Source organism: Actinoplanes lobatus (assembly GCF_014205215.1).
In the GTDB taxonomy this organism is placed as follows: Bacteria; Actinomycetota; Actinomycetes; order Mycobacteriales; family Micromonosporaceae; genus Actinoplanes; species Actinoplanes lobatus.
The window spans coordinates 6,283,434-6,300,278 of sequence record NZ_JACHNC010000001.1 but is presented as its reverse complement, the minus strand read 5'-3'; the positions used below and the strand labels follow the sequence as shown (position 1 = coordinate 6,300,278).

At 72.2% G+C, this 16,845-nt stretch carries 14 protein-coding genes and 1 pseudogene; 5 read left to right on the top strand and 10 right to left on the bottom strand.

What is annotated here, in order from left to right; genetic code table 11:
• Position 1 precedes the first annotated feature (1 nt).
• Together BJ964_RS28895 and BJ964_RS28890 are read right to left on the bottom strand one after the other, a co-directional pair.
• Entirely contained in the window at positions 2-835 is an 834-nt protein-coding gene (locus BJ964_RS28895; RefSeq protein WP_188123621.1) for an alpha/beta fold hydrolase, read from the bottom strand.
• Positions 836-913: 78 nt separating this feature from the next.
• The gene (locus BJ964_RS28890) at positions 914-3,607 is read right to left on the bottom strand and encodes a helix-turn-helix transcriptional regulator (RefSeq protein ID WP_188123620.1); all 2,694 of its coding nucleotides are present in this window, start codon (positions 3,605-3,607) and stop codon (positions 914-916) included.
• 132 nt (positions 3,608-3,739) lie between these two features.
• On the opposite strand from BJ964_RS28890, the gene BJ964_RS28885 reads away from it, so the two are divergent.
• Positions 3,740-4,969: a low temperature requirement protein A gene (locus tag BJ964_RS28885; protein ID WP_188123619.1), complete on the top strand. Its 1,230-nt coding sequence runs from the start codon at positions 3,740-3,742 to the stop codon at positions 4,967-4,969.
• On the opposite strand, the gene BJ964_RS28880 is transcribed toward BJ964_RS28885, so the two are convergent.
• Positions 4,966-6,033 (bottom strand): DUF2855 family protein, encoded by a 1,068-nt coding sequence (locus BJ964_RS28880; protein ID WP_188123618.1) that lies wholly within the window; start codon positions 6,031-6,033, stop codon positions 4,966-4,968. The genes BJ964_RS28885 and BJ964_RS28880 overlap by 4 nt on opposite strands.
• Positions 6,034-6,497: 464 nt before the next feature.
• Here BJ964_RS28880 and BJ964_RS28875 point away from each other — a divergent pair, with 464 nt between their 5' ends.
• Positions 6,498-8,438 carry a putative bifunctional diguanylate cyclase/phosphodiesterase gene (locus BJ964_RS28875; protein WP_188123617.1) on the top strand — a complete coding sequence of 647 codons (1,941 nt, stop codon included), beginning with the start codon at positions 6,498-6,500 and terminating at the stop codon, positions 8,436-8,438.
• Here BJ964_RS28875 and BJ964_RS28870 read toward each other — a convergent pair.
• Positions 8,420-8,656 (bottom strand): annotated as a pseudogene (locus tag BJ964_RS28870) (GNAT family N-acetyltransferase); the annotation flags it as partial. The gene BJ964_RS28875 and the pseudogene BJ964_RS28870 overlap by 19 nt on opposite strands.
• A gap of 207 nt (positions 8,657-8,863) precedes the next feature.
• On the opposite strand from BJ964_RS28870, the gene BJ964_RS49200 reads away from it, so the two are divergent.
• Entirely contained in the window at positions 8,864-9,559 is a 696-nt protein-coding gene (locus BJ964_RS49200) for a DUF4253 domain-containing protein (protein WP_188123616.1), read from the top strand.
• 13 nt (positions 9,560-9,572) lie between these two features.
• Here BJ964_RS49200 and BJ964_RS28860 read toward each other — a convergent pair whose 3' ends face one another.
• Both BJ964_RS28860 and BJ964_RS28855 read right to left on the bottom strand, forming a co-directional pair.
• Positions 9,573-9,893, bottom strand: a complete 321-nt coding sequence (locus tag BJ964_RS28860; protein ID WP_188123615.1) for a YciI family protein — start codon at positions 9,891-9,893, stop codon at positions 9,573-9,575.
• A 217-nt stretch (positions 9,894-10,110) separates the two neighbouring features.
• A complete protein-coding gene (locus BJ964_RS28855; RefSeq protein WP_188123614.1) occupies positions 10,111-10,617 on the bottom strand; it encodes a hypothetical protein in 507 nt (168 codons plus the stop codon).
• 164 nt (positions 10,618-10,781) lie between these two features.
• On the opposite strand from BJ964_RS28855, the gene BJ964_RS28850 reads away from it, so the two are divergent.
• Entirely contained in the window at positions 10,782-11,897 is a 1,116-nt protein-coding gene (locus tag BJ964_RS28850) for a Kelch repeat-containing protein (RefSeq protein WP_188123613.1), read from the top strand.
• Here the strand turns inward: BJ964_RS28850 and BJ964_RS28845 are convergent, their stop codons facing one another.
• Both BJ964_RS28845 and BJ964_RS28840 read right to left on the bottom strand, forming a co-directional pair.
• A complete protein-coding gene (locus BJ964_RS28845; RefSeq protein WP_188123612.1) occupies positions 11,898-12,395 on the bottom strand; it encodes a GNAT family N-acetyltransferase in 498 nt (165 codons plus the stop codon).
• Between the two features lie 30 nt (positions 12,396-12,425).
• Positions 12,426-13,445 (bottom strand): NAD(P)H-dependent glycerol-3-phosphate dehydrogenase, encoded by a 1,020-nt coding sequence (locus BJ964_RS28840; protein WP_229806799.1) that lies wholly within the window; start codon positions 13,443-13,445, stop codon positions 12,426-12,428.
• Positions 13,446-13,563: 118 nt separating this feature from the next.
• Here BJ964_RS28840 and BJ964_RS28835 point away from each other — a divergent pair, with 118 nt between their 5' ends.
• Positions 13,564-14,358, top strand: coding sequence for an endonuclease/exonuclease/phosphatase family protein (locus BJ964_RS28835; protein WP_188123611.1), 795 nt, complete (start codon positions 13,564-13,566; stop codon positions 14,356-14,358).
• 10 nt (positions 14,359-14,368) lie between these two features.
• Here BJ964_RS28835 and BJ964_RS28830 read toward each other — a convergent pair whose 3' ends face one another.
• Positions 14,369-15,808 (bottom strand): nitroreductase family protein, encoded by a 1,440-nt coding sequence (locus tag BJ964_RS28830; protein WP_229806781.1) that lies wholly within the window; start codon positions 15,806-15,808, stop codon positions 14,369-14,371.
• Positions 15,809-15,851: 43 nt separating this feature from the next.
• The gene (locus BJ964_RS28825) at positions 15,852-16,781 is read right to left on the bottom strand and encodes a quinone oxidoreductase family protein (RefSeq protein ID WP_188123610.1); all 930 of its coding nucleotides are present in this window, start codon (positions 16,779-16,781) and stop codon (positions 15,852-15,854) included.
• Positions 16,782-16,845 lie beyond the last annotated feature (64 nt).

Here is a 16,845-nt window from a genome sequence, read left to right as displayed (position 1 = left end):
ATCAGGCTCCGTAGGCGTTGAGGAAGGCGAGCAGGTCGTCGCCGAGCCGCTGCTTGTGGGTGTCGGTGATGCCGTGCGGCGCGCCCGGGTAGACGATCAGCTCGGCGCCCTTGACCAGGGCGGCCGACGCCTTTCCGCCGACCTCGAACGGCACCACCTGGTCGTCGTCACCGTGGACGACCAGCGTCGGGACGTCGAACTTGGCCAGGTCGTCGCGGAAGTCGGTCGCCGAGAACGCGGCGATCGACTCGTACGCGTTGCGGTGCCCGGCGGCCATCGACTGGAGCCAGAACGCGTCCCGGATGCCCTGCGAGATCTCCACACCGGGCCGGTTGTTGCCGAAGAACGGCCCGTCGGCGAGGTCCTTGTACAGCTGCGACCGGTCGGCGATCGAGCCGGCGCGAATGCCGTCGAACACCTCGATCGGGACACCGCCGGGGTTGTCGTCGCGAAGAAGCATCAGCGGCGGTACGGCGGACACGAGCACGGCCTGCGCGACCCGGGCGGTGCCGTGCCGGCCGATGTAGCGAGTGATCTCGCCGCCGCCGGTGGAGAACCCGACCAGCGTCACGTCGTGCAGGTCGAGGTGGTCGAGCAGCGCGGCGAGGTCGTCGGCGTACGTGTCCATCTCGTTGCCGTTCCACGACTGCGTCGACCTACCGTGGCCACGCCGGTCGTGGGCGATCGCCCGGTAGCCGTTGTCGGCGAGGAACAGCTGCTGGGCCTCCCAGCTGTCGGAGTTGAGTGGCCAGCCGTGGGCGAGCACGACCGGGCGGCCACTGCCCCAGTCCTTGTAGAAGATGTCGGTGCCGTCGGCGGTGGTGACGAAGGGCATGGTGGCGTCCTCTCTGAGAAGTCCTGGCTGGAACCTATGGCGGTGGCGGGAACCCGCGCGTGAGTCAGATGACTGCGTTCACCGTTCGTGTTCGGCGGCCATCCGCTGGAGCTCGCCGCGGGAGGTGATGCCGAGTTTCGGGAACATCCGGTACAGGTGGCTGCCGACGGTGCGGTGGGAGATGAACAGGCTCTTGGCGATGTCCCGGTTGGTCATGCCGCGGGCCACCATGGACGCGATCTGGATCTCCTGTGGCGACAGCGAGTCCCACACGTCGGTGACCGGTGAGTCGCTGCGCTCCCCCGCCGCACGCAGTTCGGTGCGGGCGCGGTCGGCGAGCGGGTGGGCACCGAGACGGTCGAATCCGTCCCGGGCGGTACGCAGGTGGTCGCGGGACTCGCGGACCCGCCGGCCGCGGCGCAGCGACATGCCGTAGGCGAAATACAGGCGGTGGCGCTCGTACGGCCACATCGTCATGTCGGCCGCCATGGCCGTGCCGAACGAGTCGGTGAGGACCGCTTCGGCGAACGCGAGGTTCATCCGCCCGGTGGGTGAGGTGGTGGCGCGGACCTCGGCGGGCAGCCGGGCGATGAGCGTACGGGCGACGTCCTCCCGCCCGCAGGCGACGGCGGCTTCGGCCAGGCCGGCCAGCGACCACAGGGCGTGCGCCGGGTGGTAGGCGCTGCCGGCCGGGTCGTGCAGCTGGGCGAGGCAGGTGAACGCCTGCTCGTACCGGCCCTGCCCGGAGGCGATGGCCGCCCGCGCGAGCATGGCGACCGCGTCGATGGTGGCGAACCGGCGGGGGTTGAGCCGGTCGGCGGCCGCCACCAGGTTCCCGGCGTCGGTGAAGTCACCGCGGAACGCGGCGACCATGGCGTGGGCGACCAGCGACGCCGCCTCCCAGAACGGCTGGCGGGTCTCGGCGCACAGCCGGGTGCTCTCCTCGGCGGCGGCGACCGCGTGCGACCAGGACCCGCGCCGCAGGGCCGACCAGGCCAGCAGCGACAGGGTCCGGCCGAGGGTGTGCAGGTGCCCCTCGGACCGGATCCGGTCGGCGGCCTCGGTGAGCAGCCCGACGGAGACGTCGGAGGCTCCGGCGCAGGCGGCCGCGTGGGCGAGCCGGTAGGTGGTGGCCGCGTCCCGGCCGGCCGGCGGCACCTGGGCGATCAGCGCGCGGACGGTGCCGTCGCTGTCGAACGGCGACCCGTACGCCAGCAGCTGCGCCCGTGTCGCGATGTCGGTGACCCCCAGCCGCTCCGCCACCGCGATCACCTGTTTCCCGACCGGCCGCCCGGGTGAGAGGTTCCAGCAGCGCAGCGCCGCCGCCCGCAGGAAATCGGTGGCCAGGGTGTGGTCCCCGATCGCCGTGGCCCGTTCGGCGTGGCCGAGCAGCGTGTGGATGCGCTGCTCGCCGCCGTGGTCGCTGTCGGCCAGTTCGTTGAGCCACTCGTGCCGCAGTTCGTCGTGCCCGGCGTCGATCAGGTCGCGGTGGTGCCGGCGCAGCCGTTCCCCGTTCTCCGGCTGCCCGACCGTGTAGGCGAGCGCGGCCGCCCGGTAGGTGCGTGCCTGGCGGTCGCCACGTTCGGCGGACAGCTGGGCGGCGCGTTCCAGGGCCCGTACCGCGAACGCCTGCGCGCCGCGCCGGATCGCCTGGTCGGCGTGCTGTTCGAGTTCGGCGGCCAGCGCGGCGTCGGGCCGCAGCGCCGCCCCGGCCCGGTGCCACACCGACCGTTCCGGCTGGCCGGACAGTGCCCGTGCGAGGGCGGCGTGGCAGGCGCGCCGCCGGTCCGGTCCGAGGCGTTGCAGGACCGCCGACCGGATCAGCGGATGCCGGAACCGGACCGACGCGCCGTCCACCACGATCAACCCGGCGGACACGGCGGGGTCGAGCGAGGGCGGGGCGTCCGGGGCCAGAAACGCGGCGGCCGCCACGATCTCGGCCACGTCGTCGGCGTCGCTGAGCGCGGCCACCTCCAGCACCGTCGTGGTCGAGGCGTCCAGTTCACCGGTACGGGCGAGGAACGAGTTCTCCAGGCGGGCGGTCAGCGCGATCCGCCCGGTGTTGGCGCCCGCGTACAGGCCGGCCGCGCGCGGCAGCTCCAGCAGGGCGAGCGGGTTGCCGCGGGCCGCGTCCAGCACCAGTGCCCGTACGCCCGGGTCGAGGGCGCCGGCCGCACCGTCGAGCAGTTCGGCCGCGGACCGGGCGTCGAGCGGGGCGATGTCCACGGCCGGGACGGCGGCGTCCAGCAGCAGGCCGGGTTCGGTGTCGCGGTGGGTGGCGAGCAGCACGATCCGGTCGGCGGTGACCCGCCGGGCGAGGAACGCCAGGGTCTGCTGGCTGGCGACGTCCATCCACTGGGCGTCGTCGGCCAGCAGCAGGATCGGCCGGTCGGCGGCCGCCTCGGCGAGCAGGTCCAGCGCGGCCATCGCGACCGTGGACGCCTCCGGCGGCGCGCCGGAGGTCCGGCCGAACGCGACGTCGAGGGCGAGCCGGTACTTCGGGGTGAGCCGGTTGCGGTGCCCGAGGACCGGCCGCATCACCTGGTGCAGCGCGGCGTAGGGCAGACCGAACTCGGTGACCGACCCGGCCGCGCGCAGCAGCCGGAACTTCTCCCCGGCGGTGGTGGCGGCCCACTCCAGCAGCGCCGACTTGCCCACCCCGGGCGCGCCGCGGATGACCAGTGCGGCGCCGCCGTCGGCCGCGCGATCGAGCAGGCCGCCGATGGTCGCCTGTTCCGGCGCCCGGCCGACCAGTGATCGCTGTGCGTACATGTTCGGCTCCCCCGCCACACGGTCACCACCGCTGTCGCCTCCATGCAAGCAGCGGCGCCCGTTTCCGCCCAGGCAGAACGACAGGCAGAATCACGCCGATTGGGTGCGGACCGGTTCGGGTAGGGCGTACCCGTGTCAGCAGAGCGGAACACCGAGGACCGCGCCCGCCTGGAGCGGGAGGACCGGGAGGAACGCGAGCTCGTCCGCCCGCCCGACGCCGTCAACCAGGAGTCGAACCGTTCGGCGACCCGGCTGGAGCTCTTCTTCGACCTGGCGTTCGTGCTGTTCGTGGCCGGCTGCGCGGACATGCTCGCGAAACACGAGACGGTCAGCGGCGGGTTGCGGTTCGCGGCGGTCGTCGCGGTCGGCTGGTGGGCGTGGGCCAGCACCACCCTGTACGCGAACCGGTTCGACACCGACGATGCGATCTTCCGCCTGCTCACCCTGACCGGCATGGCCGGGGTGATCGTGATGGCGTCGACCGCCGGCGAGGTCACCGGCCCGGCCGGGACGTGGTTCGCGCTCGGCTACGTGGTCCTGCGGATCGTGCTGACCGTCGGCTACCTGCGGGTGTGGCGGACACTTCCGGACACCAGGGCGGGAATCCGGCCGTACCTGATCGGTCATGCCGCCGGCGCCGGATTCTGGCTGGTGTCGCTGGCGGTGCCGGCGCCCGGCCGGTACGCGCTGTGGGCGGCCGGCGTCCTGGTCGATCTGCTCGGCCCGACCCTGAGCGCCCGCAAGCCGGACGCCCCGCCACTGCACATGGAGCACCTGCCGGAGCGGTTCGGGCTGTTCGTGATCCTGCTGCTCGGTGAGTCGGTGGCCGCGACCGTGCACGGCCTGCACGACGGGAAGTGGACGGCCGGCGCGACGACCACGGCCGGCGCCGCCTTCCTGGTGGCCGCCGCGCTGTGGTGGTCGTATTTCGACCTGTCCGGCGGTGCGGCGAAACGGCGGCTGGTGCAGGAGGGCGGCAAGCGGACCTACCAGGGGGTGCACGACTTCTACGTGTACGCCCATCTGCCGGTCGCGGTCAGCCTCGCGGCGGTGGCGGTCGGGCTGGAGGGCGCGATCACGCACGGTTCGGAGGAGCATCTCAGCGCCGGTACGCGTGGTGTCCTCGGCCTGGGCCTGACCGGCTATCTGCTCAGCGCGGCCGGCATCCAGGGCGTGCTGTCGCGCCGCTACCGGGCCGCGCTGATCTGGCCGGGCCTCGGCATTCCGGCCGTCACGCTGATCATGGTGCTGGATCTGGCCCCGGGGGTGCTGGTCGCCCTGTACGCCGCGGTGCTGACCGCCGGTGTCGCCACCGGAATCCGCCAGCACCGCCACGGCGAGATCAAGGTCGCCAAGGTCTAGAACGTGACGATGTGGCCGACCCGGGGCGAGGTGCGGCCTTCGAGCACCTCCAGCCAGGCCTGCCGCAGACCGTCGGGGCCGGTGCCGTCGCGGACGTCGAGCCAGGCGCCGACCTCGGCGGCGAAACGCTGCCACGCGGCGGCGAAGCGCTGGTCGAGGCCGTCGCGGCCCCAGTCCTGGCGGCGTTTGCGCATCTGCACCGGGGCGAAGAACACCTCACCGGCGGCGGCCGCGTTCGGGATCTGGTTGGTGAGACCGACCGCGATGTCGCGGACGAGCCGGTCGCCGAGGTGCTCGCGCAGCGCGGCCCGGGTGGCGGGCGCGCCGGACAGGTCGAGGTAGGCGGTCGGCACCCGGTCGAGGTCGGTGGCTTGGTCGTAGGTGAGCACCCGGTCGTAGCAGCCGAGCGACTCGGTGAAGGCGACATTGCCGGGTGAGGTGAGCCCGATCAGCCGGGGGCCGTGGCCGCGCAGCTGGAACGCGGCCGCGTACGCCGTCTTGCTCGACGCCGACGACAGCACCAGCGCTTCGGCCCGGTAGCAGTCGTTGTCGACGATCTGGTCGGCGAGCATGAACGACGTGAAGAACAGGGGCCGGAACAGGATCAGCAGATCCTCCTGGTCGGCGCGGTAGGCGTCGTCGCCGGTGGTGGCCCGGTAGGCGTTGTACGGCGACGGCAGGTCGGCCCGGTGCGCGGCGGTGTCGCGGAACCCGGTGGCGTCGACCCGGCCCGGCCGCACCACGAGGTGCCCGGCGGGCGGCAGATAGCCGTACACCCGCTGCCCGGCCTCGACGCCCGGCGCCCTCGACGCGGCCACCTCGGCGAAGCCCCACAGCGGCGGCAGGCCCCACAGCGGGTCCAGCCCGGCCGGCTCGCCGGGGAAGAACTGCCAGTACCGCATCGACTCACCGAGGACCGCGTAGGTCACGTTGTTGGCGGTCAGCCCGACGCGGTCGACCCGCAGCAGCGCCTCGCCGTCGGCGAGCGGCGGCGTGGTCGTCTCGGTGATCGTCGTCCGGCCGAGGTCGTCACGGGCGACGGCGAAAGTCCACGATGCAGGCATGCGCTGACGCTAAATGTCCTGACCGGACGGGACAAGTGCACGGTGAGTGCAAAATGTCACGGCAAACGGCCGGGCACTTTCGTGCCCGGCCGCTGTCGAGAAGCCGCCGCGGTCCTCCGGCCGGCTGGGACCTTGCCGGGGCCGGGACCGTACTGGGAGCGGCGGCTGTCGTGGCACCGCTAGTTGCAAAGGTGATCCGAATCGGCCACCTCCTATCGTCTCGCCCTCGCTGTCTCAGTGTCACCCTCTCCGTCTCGGTGTTGCTCTCGTTCTTGCCTGGGTCAAGTGTTGCCCGCCGCCACACCCCGCTGCGAGGGCCCAAGGTCCTCGACAACGGGCCGGTCGGCCGACGCCACCCTCGACGTCACCGGGCGATCTGCTCCCTCCATGCAACCCGGTGGGTTGTCACGTCCACCCGGCCGGTGCCGAAGGGATGGGAACGCTGTAACTGCCGGGAGGTGATGATGAGGTCGGCGCGTGGTGGTGCTTCACGGTGGCTGGTCGGGCTGTTGGCCGTCGCGCTGGCGGGCCTGTCCGGCTCCGCGGTGCTCGGCAGCCGGCAGCAGGCGGACATCGTCTCGCAGATCGCCTCCGACAGCGCCAGCACCGACGCCTACCAGCAGACCTCCTACCTGGCCAGGTGGGAGTGGGCGCTGATGCAGGAGGCGCTGCGCAAACCCGGCGGCGACGGACACCGGCGGCTGCTCGACGTGTACCGGCAGACGCAGGCGGCCATGGAGCACATGGCCGCCCTCGACGTCCGGGACCATCAGCTCACCGCCGAGATCGTGCAGGCGCACCGCGGCCTGAACGGCGAGATCGCCACCTACCTGCGCCTCATCGACCAGGGCGACCCGGTAGCGGCCGAGCACCGGCTGGAAGCGGTGATCGAACCGGTCGCCACCAGGATCATGGACACGGTGCTGACCGAACAGGAACACCACCTGGCCGCACACGCCGACCGGCAGGCGGCCGGGCAACACGAGTCGCGGCAGCTGATGTGGGGCAACGGCCTGGCCTTCGTGGTCACCGTGCTCGTGCTCGCGCTGTTCGCCTGGTCGGCGCGCGCCCACCGGCGCCAGGTCGAGACGATGGCCACCACCGACCCGCTGACCGGCCTGCCCAACCGTGCCGCCTTCACCGACCGCACCCGGCGGGCGCTGGCCGAGGACACCAGCCACCGGCGGCGCGCGAGCGAACCCCGCCCGGGCCGGGCCACCGTGCTGGTGGTCAACCTCGACGGCTTCCGCGACGTCAACGAGCAGCTCGGCCACCGCGTCGGCGACCTGCTGCTCACCCACGTCAGCCGGCGACTGCTGACCTCCGTACGCGAACACGACCACGTCGCCCGGCTCGGCGGCGACGAGTTCGCCGTCCTGCTGCGCGACGCCGACCCGGCGATCGGCGAGGCCATCGCCGCCCGCCTCACCGACGCCTTCGACGAGCCGTTCGTCATCGACGACATCACCGTCGACCTGGAGGTCAGCGTCGGCGCCGCCACCGCCCGCCCCGGCGACGACGTGCCCACCCTGCTGCGGCACGCCGACACCGCGATGAGCATCGCCAAGCAGCAGCGGCTCGGGTTCCGCCGGTTCACCACCAGCACCACCGAGGACAGCAACGCCCGGCTCACCCTGCTCGGCGACCTGCGCCGCGCCCTGGACCACGGCGGCGAGATCAGCCTGCACTACCAGCCGAAGGTCGACATCGGGACCGGAGCGCTCGTCGGCGTCGAAGCGCTGGCCCGCTGGCAGCACCCCACCAAGGGGCCCATCTCCCCCGGCGCGTTCATCCCGGTGCTGGAGGCCACCACCCTGATCCACAAGTTCACCGACCAGGTGCTCACCGAGGCGCTGACGCAGGCCCGGACCTGGCTCGACGCCGGCTACCGCGTCCCGGTCGCCGTCAACATCTCCACCCGGTCACTGCTGGAAGCCGACTTCCCCGACCGGGTCGCCACCCTGCTGCGCGAGATCGACGTGCCCGGCGAGCAGCTGTGCATCGAGGTCACCGAGTACAGCATCATGAGCGACCCGAACACCGCCATCGAGGCGCTGCACCGCATCCGCCGCCTCGGCGTGAAGATCTCCGTGGACGACTACGGCACCGGCTACTCGTCGATGACCTACCTGCGCCTGCTGCCGCTCGACGAACTCAAGATCGACCGGTCGTTCGTGCAGGACATGAGCACCGACCGCGGCAACCGGGCACTGGTGGCCTCCACCGTCGAACTCGGCCACAACCTCGGCCTCACCGTCGTCGCCGAGGGCATCGAGGACGCGCCCACACTCGCCGCGCTCAGCGAGATCGGCTGCGACTTCGCCCAGGGCTACCACCTGGCCCGCCCGATGCCGGCCGACGCCGTCACCGACACCCTCCGGCGGACCTACGCGCCGGCGGCGTGATCCAGGCGCAGGATCGTCTCCTCGATCTCCCCTTTGCGCCCGTTCGCGTACCCGATGTCCGTACCGATGATCTGAAAGCCCGCCCGGCGCAGCACCGCGAGTGAGCCCACGTTGTCGCTCGCGGCCCGCGCGAACACCGGCCGGACGGTGACCTCCGCGAGCAGCAGGCCGAGCGCCCGCCCGGCGACGCCCCGGCCCCACAGAACCCGATCGATCCAGTACGTGACCTCGGTGTTTCATGGTGGGCGGGCCTGCCCGGCCACCGATCTACGCCCGGCGGGCGCGGCACAGGCCGCAGTGGGCAGCAAGCGCGCGCCGACCGGACGCAACGGCCCTGAGAAGGCGGGACGAGCTCACGCGTACCGGAAAAAGAGCCGGAAGCGAGACACGGACCTCGACCACGAAAGATGTCTAGCATTCACGGCGTGCAACAGATCCTGCGAGCCGCCGGCCTCGAATCACACCGCGCCAGGCAGTACAGCGTCCACGACGAGACGGTGATCGTCGTGGACATCGCCGGGGACGCCCAGCGGATGTGGCGCTCGGTGCGTGCCCGGATCGAGGGCCACTACCCGGTTCTCGTCAATCCGTCGTTCCTGGTCACCGACCCGGTCTTCCATCACGCCGCCGCTCCCGGCGAGCTGATCGCCCAGGCGGCGGACTTCGATGTGGAGGACTTCCTGACACGGCAGCCGGGTTCACAGATGCCCGGCTCCCGCGGCCGGGACCCGGAGATCCTCGGCACCGGCGACGAGGGCTACAACCTGGACTGTTACGACGTGGCGTCGTTCGGCGAACCCGAAGCGCTGGTCATCGTGCCCCGGCCGGAACCGTGGGCGGCTTTCGCGTACCTCGACGGCTACGCCGCCCTGATGGGCCAGAACTCGGCGGTGTCGACGGCCGTTGCCCGCCGATGGCACGACCGGTACGGCGCGATCCCCGTCGTCATCGGTCTCGCCACCGGATTCGAGGTCTCCCGCCCACCCACCGACCTGGCCGACGCCGAACGGCTCGCCGCCGAACATGTGGGCGTCGCCGGGCTGACGGCCGGCACCTCGGTCCGTGCCTACGCGCGCGCCCTCACCCAGCTGGACCACTGGACGCTGTACAACCGCCCGTGACCCGCGGTCCGGTTCAAGCGGTCAGAATCGGGCGGACCTCGACCCAGCCGTCGGCGACCGGAATCATCCGGCCGATCCAGACGGCGTGGTCGAGGTCCGACGCCTCCACGACGAAATAGGCGGCGAGAGTCTGAGGGCTGTCGATGAGCGACCCCTCGACCAGGGTGTTGTCCCGGACCGAAACCGCGGTCGAGGCCGGCAGCATGGCGTTGCCGGCGACGATCCGGCCACCCGTCTCGGCGACCTGCCGGGGCAGGTGCATGTGCGCCTCGATGAGGGTGGGCGAGGCCGCCCGCACACTCTCCGGAACCTCACGCTCATAGATGAGGATCATGAACCGCGGCAGAGCCGACTGTTCCTCCGGCGAACCCACGGCGACCCCCGTTCCTGACGTCTACGGCTGGACCGACCATAGGAGATGTCCGCAATGGGCCCGCAGGACGTCGAGCGTCTGCCCGCTGACGGTGAGACCGACCCGCGGAACGTAGGCCAGGTCCCCCAGGCTGGGTCCGGCTCGACGACGTAGCGCTGCCGCGTCTCCTGAGGATCCATCAGTACCCGGGCTCCTGTCCTGCCGCCAGCCGTGCCGCCGCCTCGGCCGGAGTGTCGTCGTAACCCGGCCTGGCGACGAGAACCGACTGGAAGAAGTAGCCCTCGGGCTCCTCCGGGTCGTCGTCCTCCGCGAACGGCCGCCACAGCGCGAGATACAGCTCCCGTGCGGTGAACCCGTCGTCGTCCTCGTTCGCGACGACTTCCACGTGGCGCCGGATCCGGGCCACGACCTCCAGCGCGGGCAGCCCGAACACGTCGACGTCACGGAAGCGCACCACGTCCCGCTCGTGCGGCCGCCACACCTCGATCGCGTTGACCCGGCCGAGTGTTGGCCCGACCCCGAACCCCACGCTGAACCCGAGGCCGCTGCCCAGATGCACGGCGAGCGTGCCGTCGCCCGACGGCCGCAGCGGCCCGACGGTCTCCAGCGCGGCCCGCGCCTCGTCCGCGTCCATCCCCAGCCGCAGCGGGCCGGCCCCGTACGGCGGATCGAGTAGGAACTCCATCCGCCGATGATCGCAAAACACATTTCGGGCGCCCCGCCCAGGCGGGATGGCGGCGCAGGCGGCGTCCTCCCGCTTTCGATCACATTTCCGCGTACGCCTGCACGCGGGAACCGTGACGGCAGGTCGGGAGTCCAACCGCGATGAGACGTACGGGGATGGCAGTGGTGTTGATCGGTCTGTGTGGCCTGCTCGCGGGCTGCGCCGAGCACGCCGAACCGGTGGTGACGGAAGCCGGCGAACCGATGGTCGCGAATGAGTGGACGGCTCTCCCGAAGTCGCCGCTGAGTCCCCGTGAGGCGGTGCTCGGGCTGTGGACCGGCCGCGAGGTGCTGCTCATCGGCGGCAGCGACGCATCGCCCTGCCCGCCCAACGCATCCTGCGTCGGCGATCCCACGCCGCTCGCCGACGGAGCCGCCTACGACCCGGCCACGACCCGCTGGCGGAAGATCGCCGATTCGCCCGTGCCGCTGACCGGAGGCGAGAGTGCCGTCGTCGGCGGAACCGCGTACGTCCTACCACCCGACGGCAAGGAGCTGCTCGCCTACCGGATCGACGGCGACGCCTGGGCCCGGCTGCCGGTGCCGTTCGGTGGCGGCTACTACCTGCTCGCCGCGGGCGACCGGCTCGTGGCCTACCTGGGCAGCGAGGAGAACGGCGGCGGGAAGGACTACGTCTTCGAACCCCGGACCGCGACGTGGTCCGAGCTGCCGGCGGATCCGCTGAACCCCGCGTTCGACCGGGCGATGGCCTGGACCGGCAGCGAACTGGTCCTGTTCGACCACGAACTGGTCCCGAACCCGGGCTCCGAGAAGCCCGCGCTCACCCGGGCCGCGACGCTGGATCTCGCCGCCGGCTCGTGGCGGCGGCTGCCCGACTCGGAGATCCTGGGCACCGGGCCGTGGCTCGCGGCGGGCGACGAGCTGGTCAACCCGATGCTCGGCGGCGCCGACGGCGGGGAGGTCAACGGCTGGGGACGCACCTACCCGTACGGCGGCGGCCTCGCCCCGGCCACCGGCGCCTGGTCGGACCTGCCGACCCCGCCGGCCCGCGACATCGCCTCCGCGGGCGCCCGCACCGGCGGCACGGCGGTCTATTTCGGCTCCGAGGGTGTCGTTCTCGACACCGCGACCGGTACGTGGCAGCCGATTCCCGCCATCCCCGGCGGCGACGTCACCCACCGCACGGTCGTCGCGGCGGGCGTCCGCATGCTGGTGTTCGGCGGCGCGAGCTTCGACGGCACACCGACCGTCGTCGACGACGCCTGGATCTGGGCGCCCTGATCACGTACGGTCGCCGACTTCGGTCTTGAAGGTGCGCAGGCCGCGGCGGTGGTAGTTGCGCAGGGCGTTGGGGTGGTCCAGCGACGACGTGTGCAGCCAGACCCTGGCCACTGTGGGCGTCAGCGTCCACGCCTGCTCCAGCGCGAGGGTCAGCGCGTACCCGCCGAGTCCCGTCCCGACGAAACCCGGCACCAGGCCGAAGGTCTCGATCTCCACCTCGTCGCCGGGGTGGAGATCGTAGGTGACCAGGCCGGCCGGCTCGCCCTGGACGGTCAACAGCCGGAACAGCCGGTCCGGGTGCTCGGCATACCAGCCGGCCCACTGCTGATCGGTGCGGGTGACGCACTTCCACCCGTACGGGGAACCGATCTTGACCTGTAGACCGACCACCAGGGGTGAGTCGCGGTCCAGGGTCTCCAGCGCCAGGCCGGGCGCCGGCTCGGCCGGGACCAGCTGGTCACGATCGGTCATCTCGACATACGTCACGATCTCCCTCACCGGCCGAAGACTACGCGAACGTCGCCGGCGTCAGCCGGGTTCGGATTCGTGGCCGGCCGGATGGGTGCGCAGCAGGCCCGCGTAGGCGCGTTCGGCGGTGATCTCGCCGGTGACGACCCGATGGATCGTCCGGGTGATGGGCATGGGCAGCCCGTGCTGGTCGGCCAGCTGGACGGCGGCGTGCACGGTCTTGACCCCTTCGGCGACCTGCCCCATCTCCGCCAGGATGTCGGCGAGGCTGCGGCCGCGGCCGAGTTGCTCGCCGACGTGCCGGTTGCGGCTGTGCGGGCTGATGCACGTCGCCACCAGGTCGCCCATCCCGGCCAGGCCGGCCAGCGTGCTCGGTTCGCCGCCCATCGCGACGGCCAGGGTGGTCAGTTCGGCGAGCCCGCGGGAGATCACGCCGGCCCGGGTGTTGTCACCGACGCCCAGCCCCTGGGCGATGCCGGTGGCGATCGCGACGACGTTCTTGAGCGCGCCGCCGACCTCGCAGCCGATCACGTCGTGGTTGGTGTAGACGCGCAGCAGGCCGCGCCGGAACACCCGCTGGATCTCGGAGGCGACGGTCAGGTCCTCGGTCGCGATCACGGTGGCCGCCGCCATTCCGGCCATGATCTCCTTGGCCAGGTTGGGGCCGGTGAGAGCGGCCGCCGGATGTCCCGGCAGCACCTCCTTGATCACCTCGGTCATCCGCAGAAGCGAGTCGCGCTCCAGCCCCTTGCTGAGGCTCACCACCGGGATCCACGGGTGCAGGTCCGGCTTGACCTGCTCCAGCGTTTCCCGGAACGCGCCGGTGGGCACCCCGACGACCAGCAGCTCGGCGTGGGCGGCCGCCTCGGCGAGGTCGGCGGTGGCGCGAAGCCGCGTCGGCAGCGGAAAACCGGCGAGATAACGCTCGTTGCAATGTTTGACGTCGATCTCTTCCGCGGTGGCCGGGTTACGCGCCCAGATCAGCGACTCGTGATCTCTGCGGGTGAGAACGGACGCGACCGTGGTGCCCCAAGAACCCGCGCCCAGCACGGTGATCCGCATGGTCTCCCCCATTTCCATCGACACCGGAGCGAATTGAGAATACGGCCGCCCGGGCCCTATTTCAGTCGCCTCCGAACCCGCGATTCGGGATCATGTCCAACGATTCTCGTAACGGCGACACGGCAGGAAGGTCGAAGTGCGGATCGCAAGTGTGAACGCCTGGGGTGGGGCGATGGCCGACGAGCTGCTCACGTGGCTGCCCGGCAGCGGGGCGGACGTCGTCTGCCTCCAGGAGGTGACGCGGACCCCGGGGCTGAGCGGCTGGACCAGCTTCGCCGACGCGGAACGCTCCCTGCCCCAGCGTGCCGATCTCTTCGAGGACGTACGCGGAGTGCTGCCCCGCCATCAGGGCCATTTCGCGGCGAGCGACTCCGGGCCGGTGCACGACGGCGCGGGCGCCCGCCACCGGCAGGACTTCGGCCTGGCCACCCTGGTCGCCGAGGACCTGACCGTGTGCGGCCTCGACGCCACCTTCGTGCATGGACGGTTCACCGACCACGACGAGTGGCCGACCGGGGACCGGCCCCGCATCGCGCTGGCCGTGCGTACCGTGGCCCACGACAGTGGCCGGTCCGTCTGGGTGGTGCAGGTGCACGGGCTGCGCGACCCCGGCGGCAAGGGCGACACCCCGGCACGCCGGCGGCAGGCCGATCGGCTCGCGGCCCTCGTACGCCGGCTTCGTGGTCCTGAGGATCTTGTCGTGGTCTGCGGGGACCTGAACCTGCTGCCCGGCAGTGAGACCTTCGCCGTGCTGGCGGAGACCGGGCTGACCGACCTGGTTCGCGACGCCGACACCCGCACGTCGCGCTACCCCAAGCCGGTCCGCCACGCGAGCTACCTGCTGATCTCCGACGTGACCGCGGTCAAGCGGTTCGAGATCATGGCCGAGCCGGAGGTCTCCGACCATCGTGCGCTGATTTTCGACATCTGACGAGGCGGGGTCAGGAGTCGGTCAGGCGGGGAACGACCATCCGGACGGCCACCGGGTCACCCGGCCCACCGCCGGGCCGGGAGCGGTATTCCGGGACTCCCACGCAGGTGAACAGCAGGGTCGCCAGCTCGCCGGGCTCGCCGAGCAGGGCGGGCACGTCCGAGTCGACGAAGGTCATCCCGGAGGCGCCGGCGCCCAGCGCGTACGCGGCCAGATGCAGCCTGCCCTCCACGATTCCGGCCGCCAGCTGGGCGTCGCGGTAGCCGCGGTCGTCGAGCGTTTCGAGAGGGGTGGCCGCGATGACGACGTACGCCGCGTCGGCGGCCAGATCCTGGTTGAGGCAGACCCGCAGCAGTTCCCCGCGCAGGTCCCCGGCCCGTGCCGGCTTGTCCAGGTCCGGCCATCGGTACAGGCCGGGCGTGACGTCGTCGACACCGTGCACGGCGACCCAGTGCGGCACCGGCACCCCGCGCAGCGCCGCGGCCACCGGCCAGCGCAGCAGGTCGGCCGGCAGGGTCCGGGACCGGTCCATCCGCCGTTGCGAGCCCCGCCGGCGGATCACCTCGTCGAGCGTGGCGGACGACGGCACGTCCGCCAGCGGCTCGCCGGCGGGCCAGGGCTCACCGAGGGTGTCCCGCTCGCCGGCGTGCTGCGCCCCGGTGCACAGCGGCAGCTCCACCTCCGGCAGGTCGCCCGGCGTCGCCGGTCCGGACGGCCGGATCGCCGGGTCACCGTCGCCGAGCGACAGCAGGGCGAGCGGATATTCGTGTACGCCGTCGGCGCCGACCAGCTCACGCACCGTCGCGTCCGGGAACAGTGAGCGCAGCCGCGCCCCGGCCCCGGTGCTGTCGGCGGCGGCCCACAACTGCGCCAGCAGGGTGCCGGCGTCCCAGTAGAGGTGCCGCCAGCCGCGTTCGGAGTACCGCCAGCCGGTCCGCCAGGGCACCCCCGTCACGACCAGGGTGGTCGCCGTCCCCTCGGCGGCGGGACCGATCCGGACCAGGGCGTGTTCGACCGCGTCGTACCAGTAGACGGCGTCCGGCACCCCGGCCACGTCACGGGCGCTGACGTACACCTCGAGCGGGAATCGGGCCCCGGCCGACCCGGCCGCACGGAACAGGATGCGGCGCCCGTTGCGCTCGCCGCTGCGCACCACCCCGGCGCCCAGGAAGAGGATCCGGCCCAGGTGCGCGGCGTCCAGCGGCCGGGCCGCAGCCGCCACCCCGGCCAGCACCGCGGTGGCGCTCACACCCGGGTCGGGCAGGTCGCGGGGCAGGGCCAGAACCGCTGGCCCGCCCGGGTACGCCTTCATCTGCGGCGGCAGGGTGGCGGGATCGTTGGGGACGAGGTCGTGGCGGATTCGTGGGTCGTCGACGGGAACATCCCAGTCGCGGTCCGGCACGTACGACGTGAGCCGGTGCAGCAGGCCGGCACCCTCTTCGAGATTCACTCCCGCCACTCTGCCAGGCGCCCGGCGCGGGCGCCGCCCGTTGTCAGGGCACCAGCACGATGCGGTCGCCGGTGTCGGCGGCGGTCCACGCCCGGGCGATGTCGGCGAGCGGAACGGCCTTCGCCCGTACCTCGATGGTGTCCCCGGCGACCGCGGCCGCGAGTTGCGGCAGCTCGGCGAGGAAGTCGCGGGCCGGCACCGAGCCGATGCCGCTGCCGATGATCTGCAACCGGGCGGCACGCAGCGCCGCCGACGGGATCGGCGCGGACGCGCCGGCCATGGACCCGATCTGGATCCAGGTCAGCGGCGCGGTGCGGTCGGCGCGCGCGGTGAGCATCGGGATCATCGCGCCGGCGGCGGGCTCACCCCACACGTAGTCGAGGACGACGTCGACGTCGGCCGCGTGCTGGATCTCGTCGAACGTGCGGATCTCGTCAGCGCCGAGCGCGGTGAGGGCGGCCAGGCGGGACGCGTCGCGCCCGGCGGCGATCACGTGCCCGGCGCCGAACAGTTTCGCGACCTGGATCGCCATCCGCCCGGCGTTGCCGGTGGCGCCGAGGATCAGGACCCGCTGGCCCGGCTGGAACGCGATGCGGCGGCGCAGGGCCACCCACGAGGACATTCCGGGGTTCATCGCGGCGGCGATCCGGACCGGATCGGCGCCTTCCGGCAAGAGCACACTTCGGCGTACGTCGATGACGGTCCGATCGGCGAAGGTGCCGAGGCTGGTGTCGTCGAGGACCGCGTAGCGCAGCCGGCCGGCCGGGTCCCGGACGACGCCGTCGACGCCGGGGACCAGCGGGAACACGCCGTTGCTGCTGTAGTGCGCCCCGGTGGCCTTGGACCGGGTCAGGTGGTGCAGGCCGGCCGCGAGCACCTCGACGACCATCTCGCCGTCACCGGTGGTGGCGGGATCCGGGTGGTCGCGGTAGGCGGGCGGGGCGTCGAACGAGGAGAGGACTGCGGCGCGCATGGAAACCTCCGGAGATGGTTTGTATTACCAACGACCTCCAGGATGGTTGGGATTACCAACCATG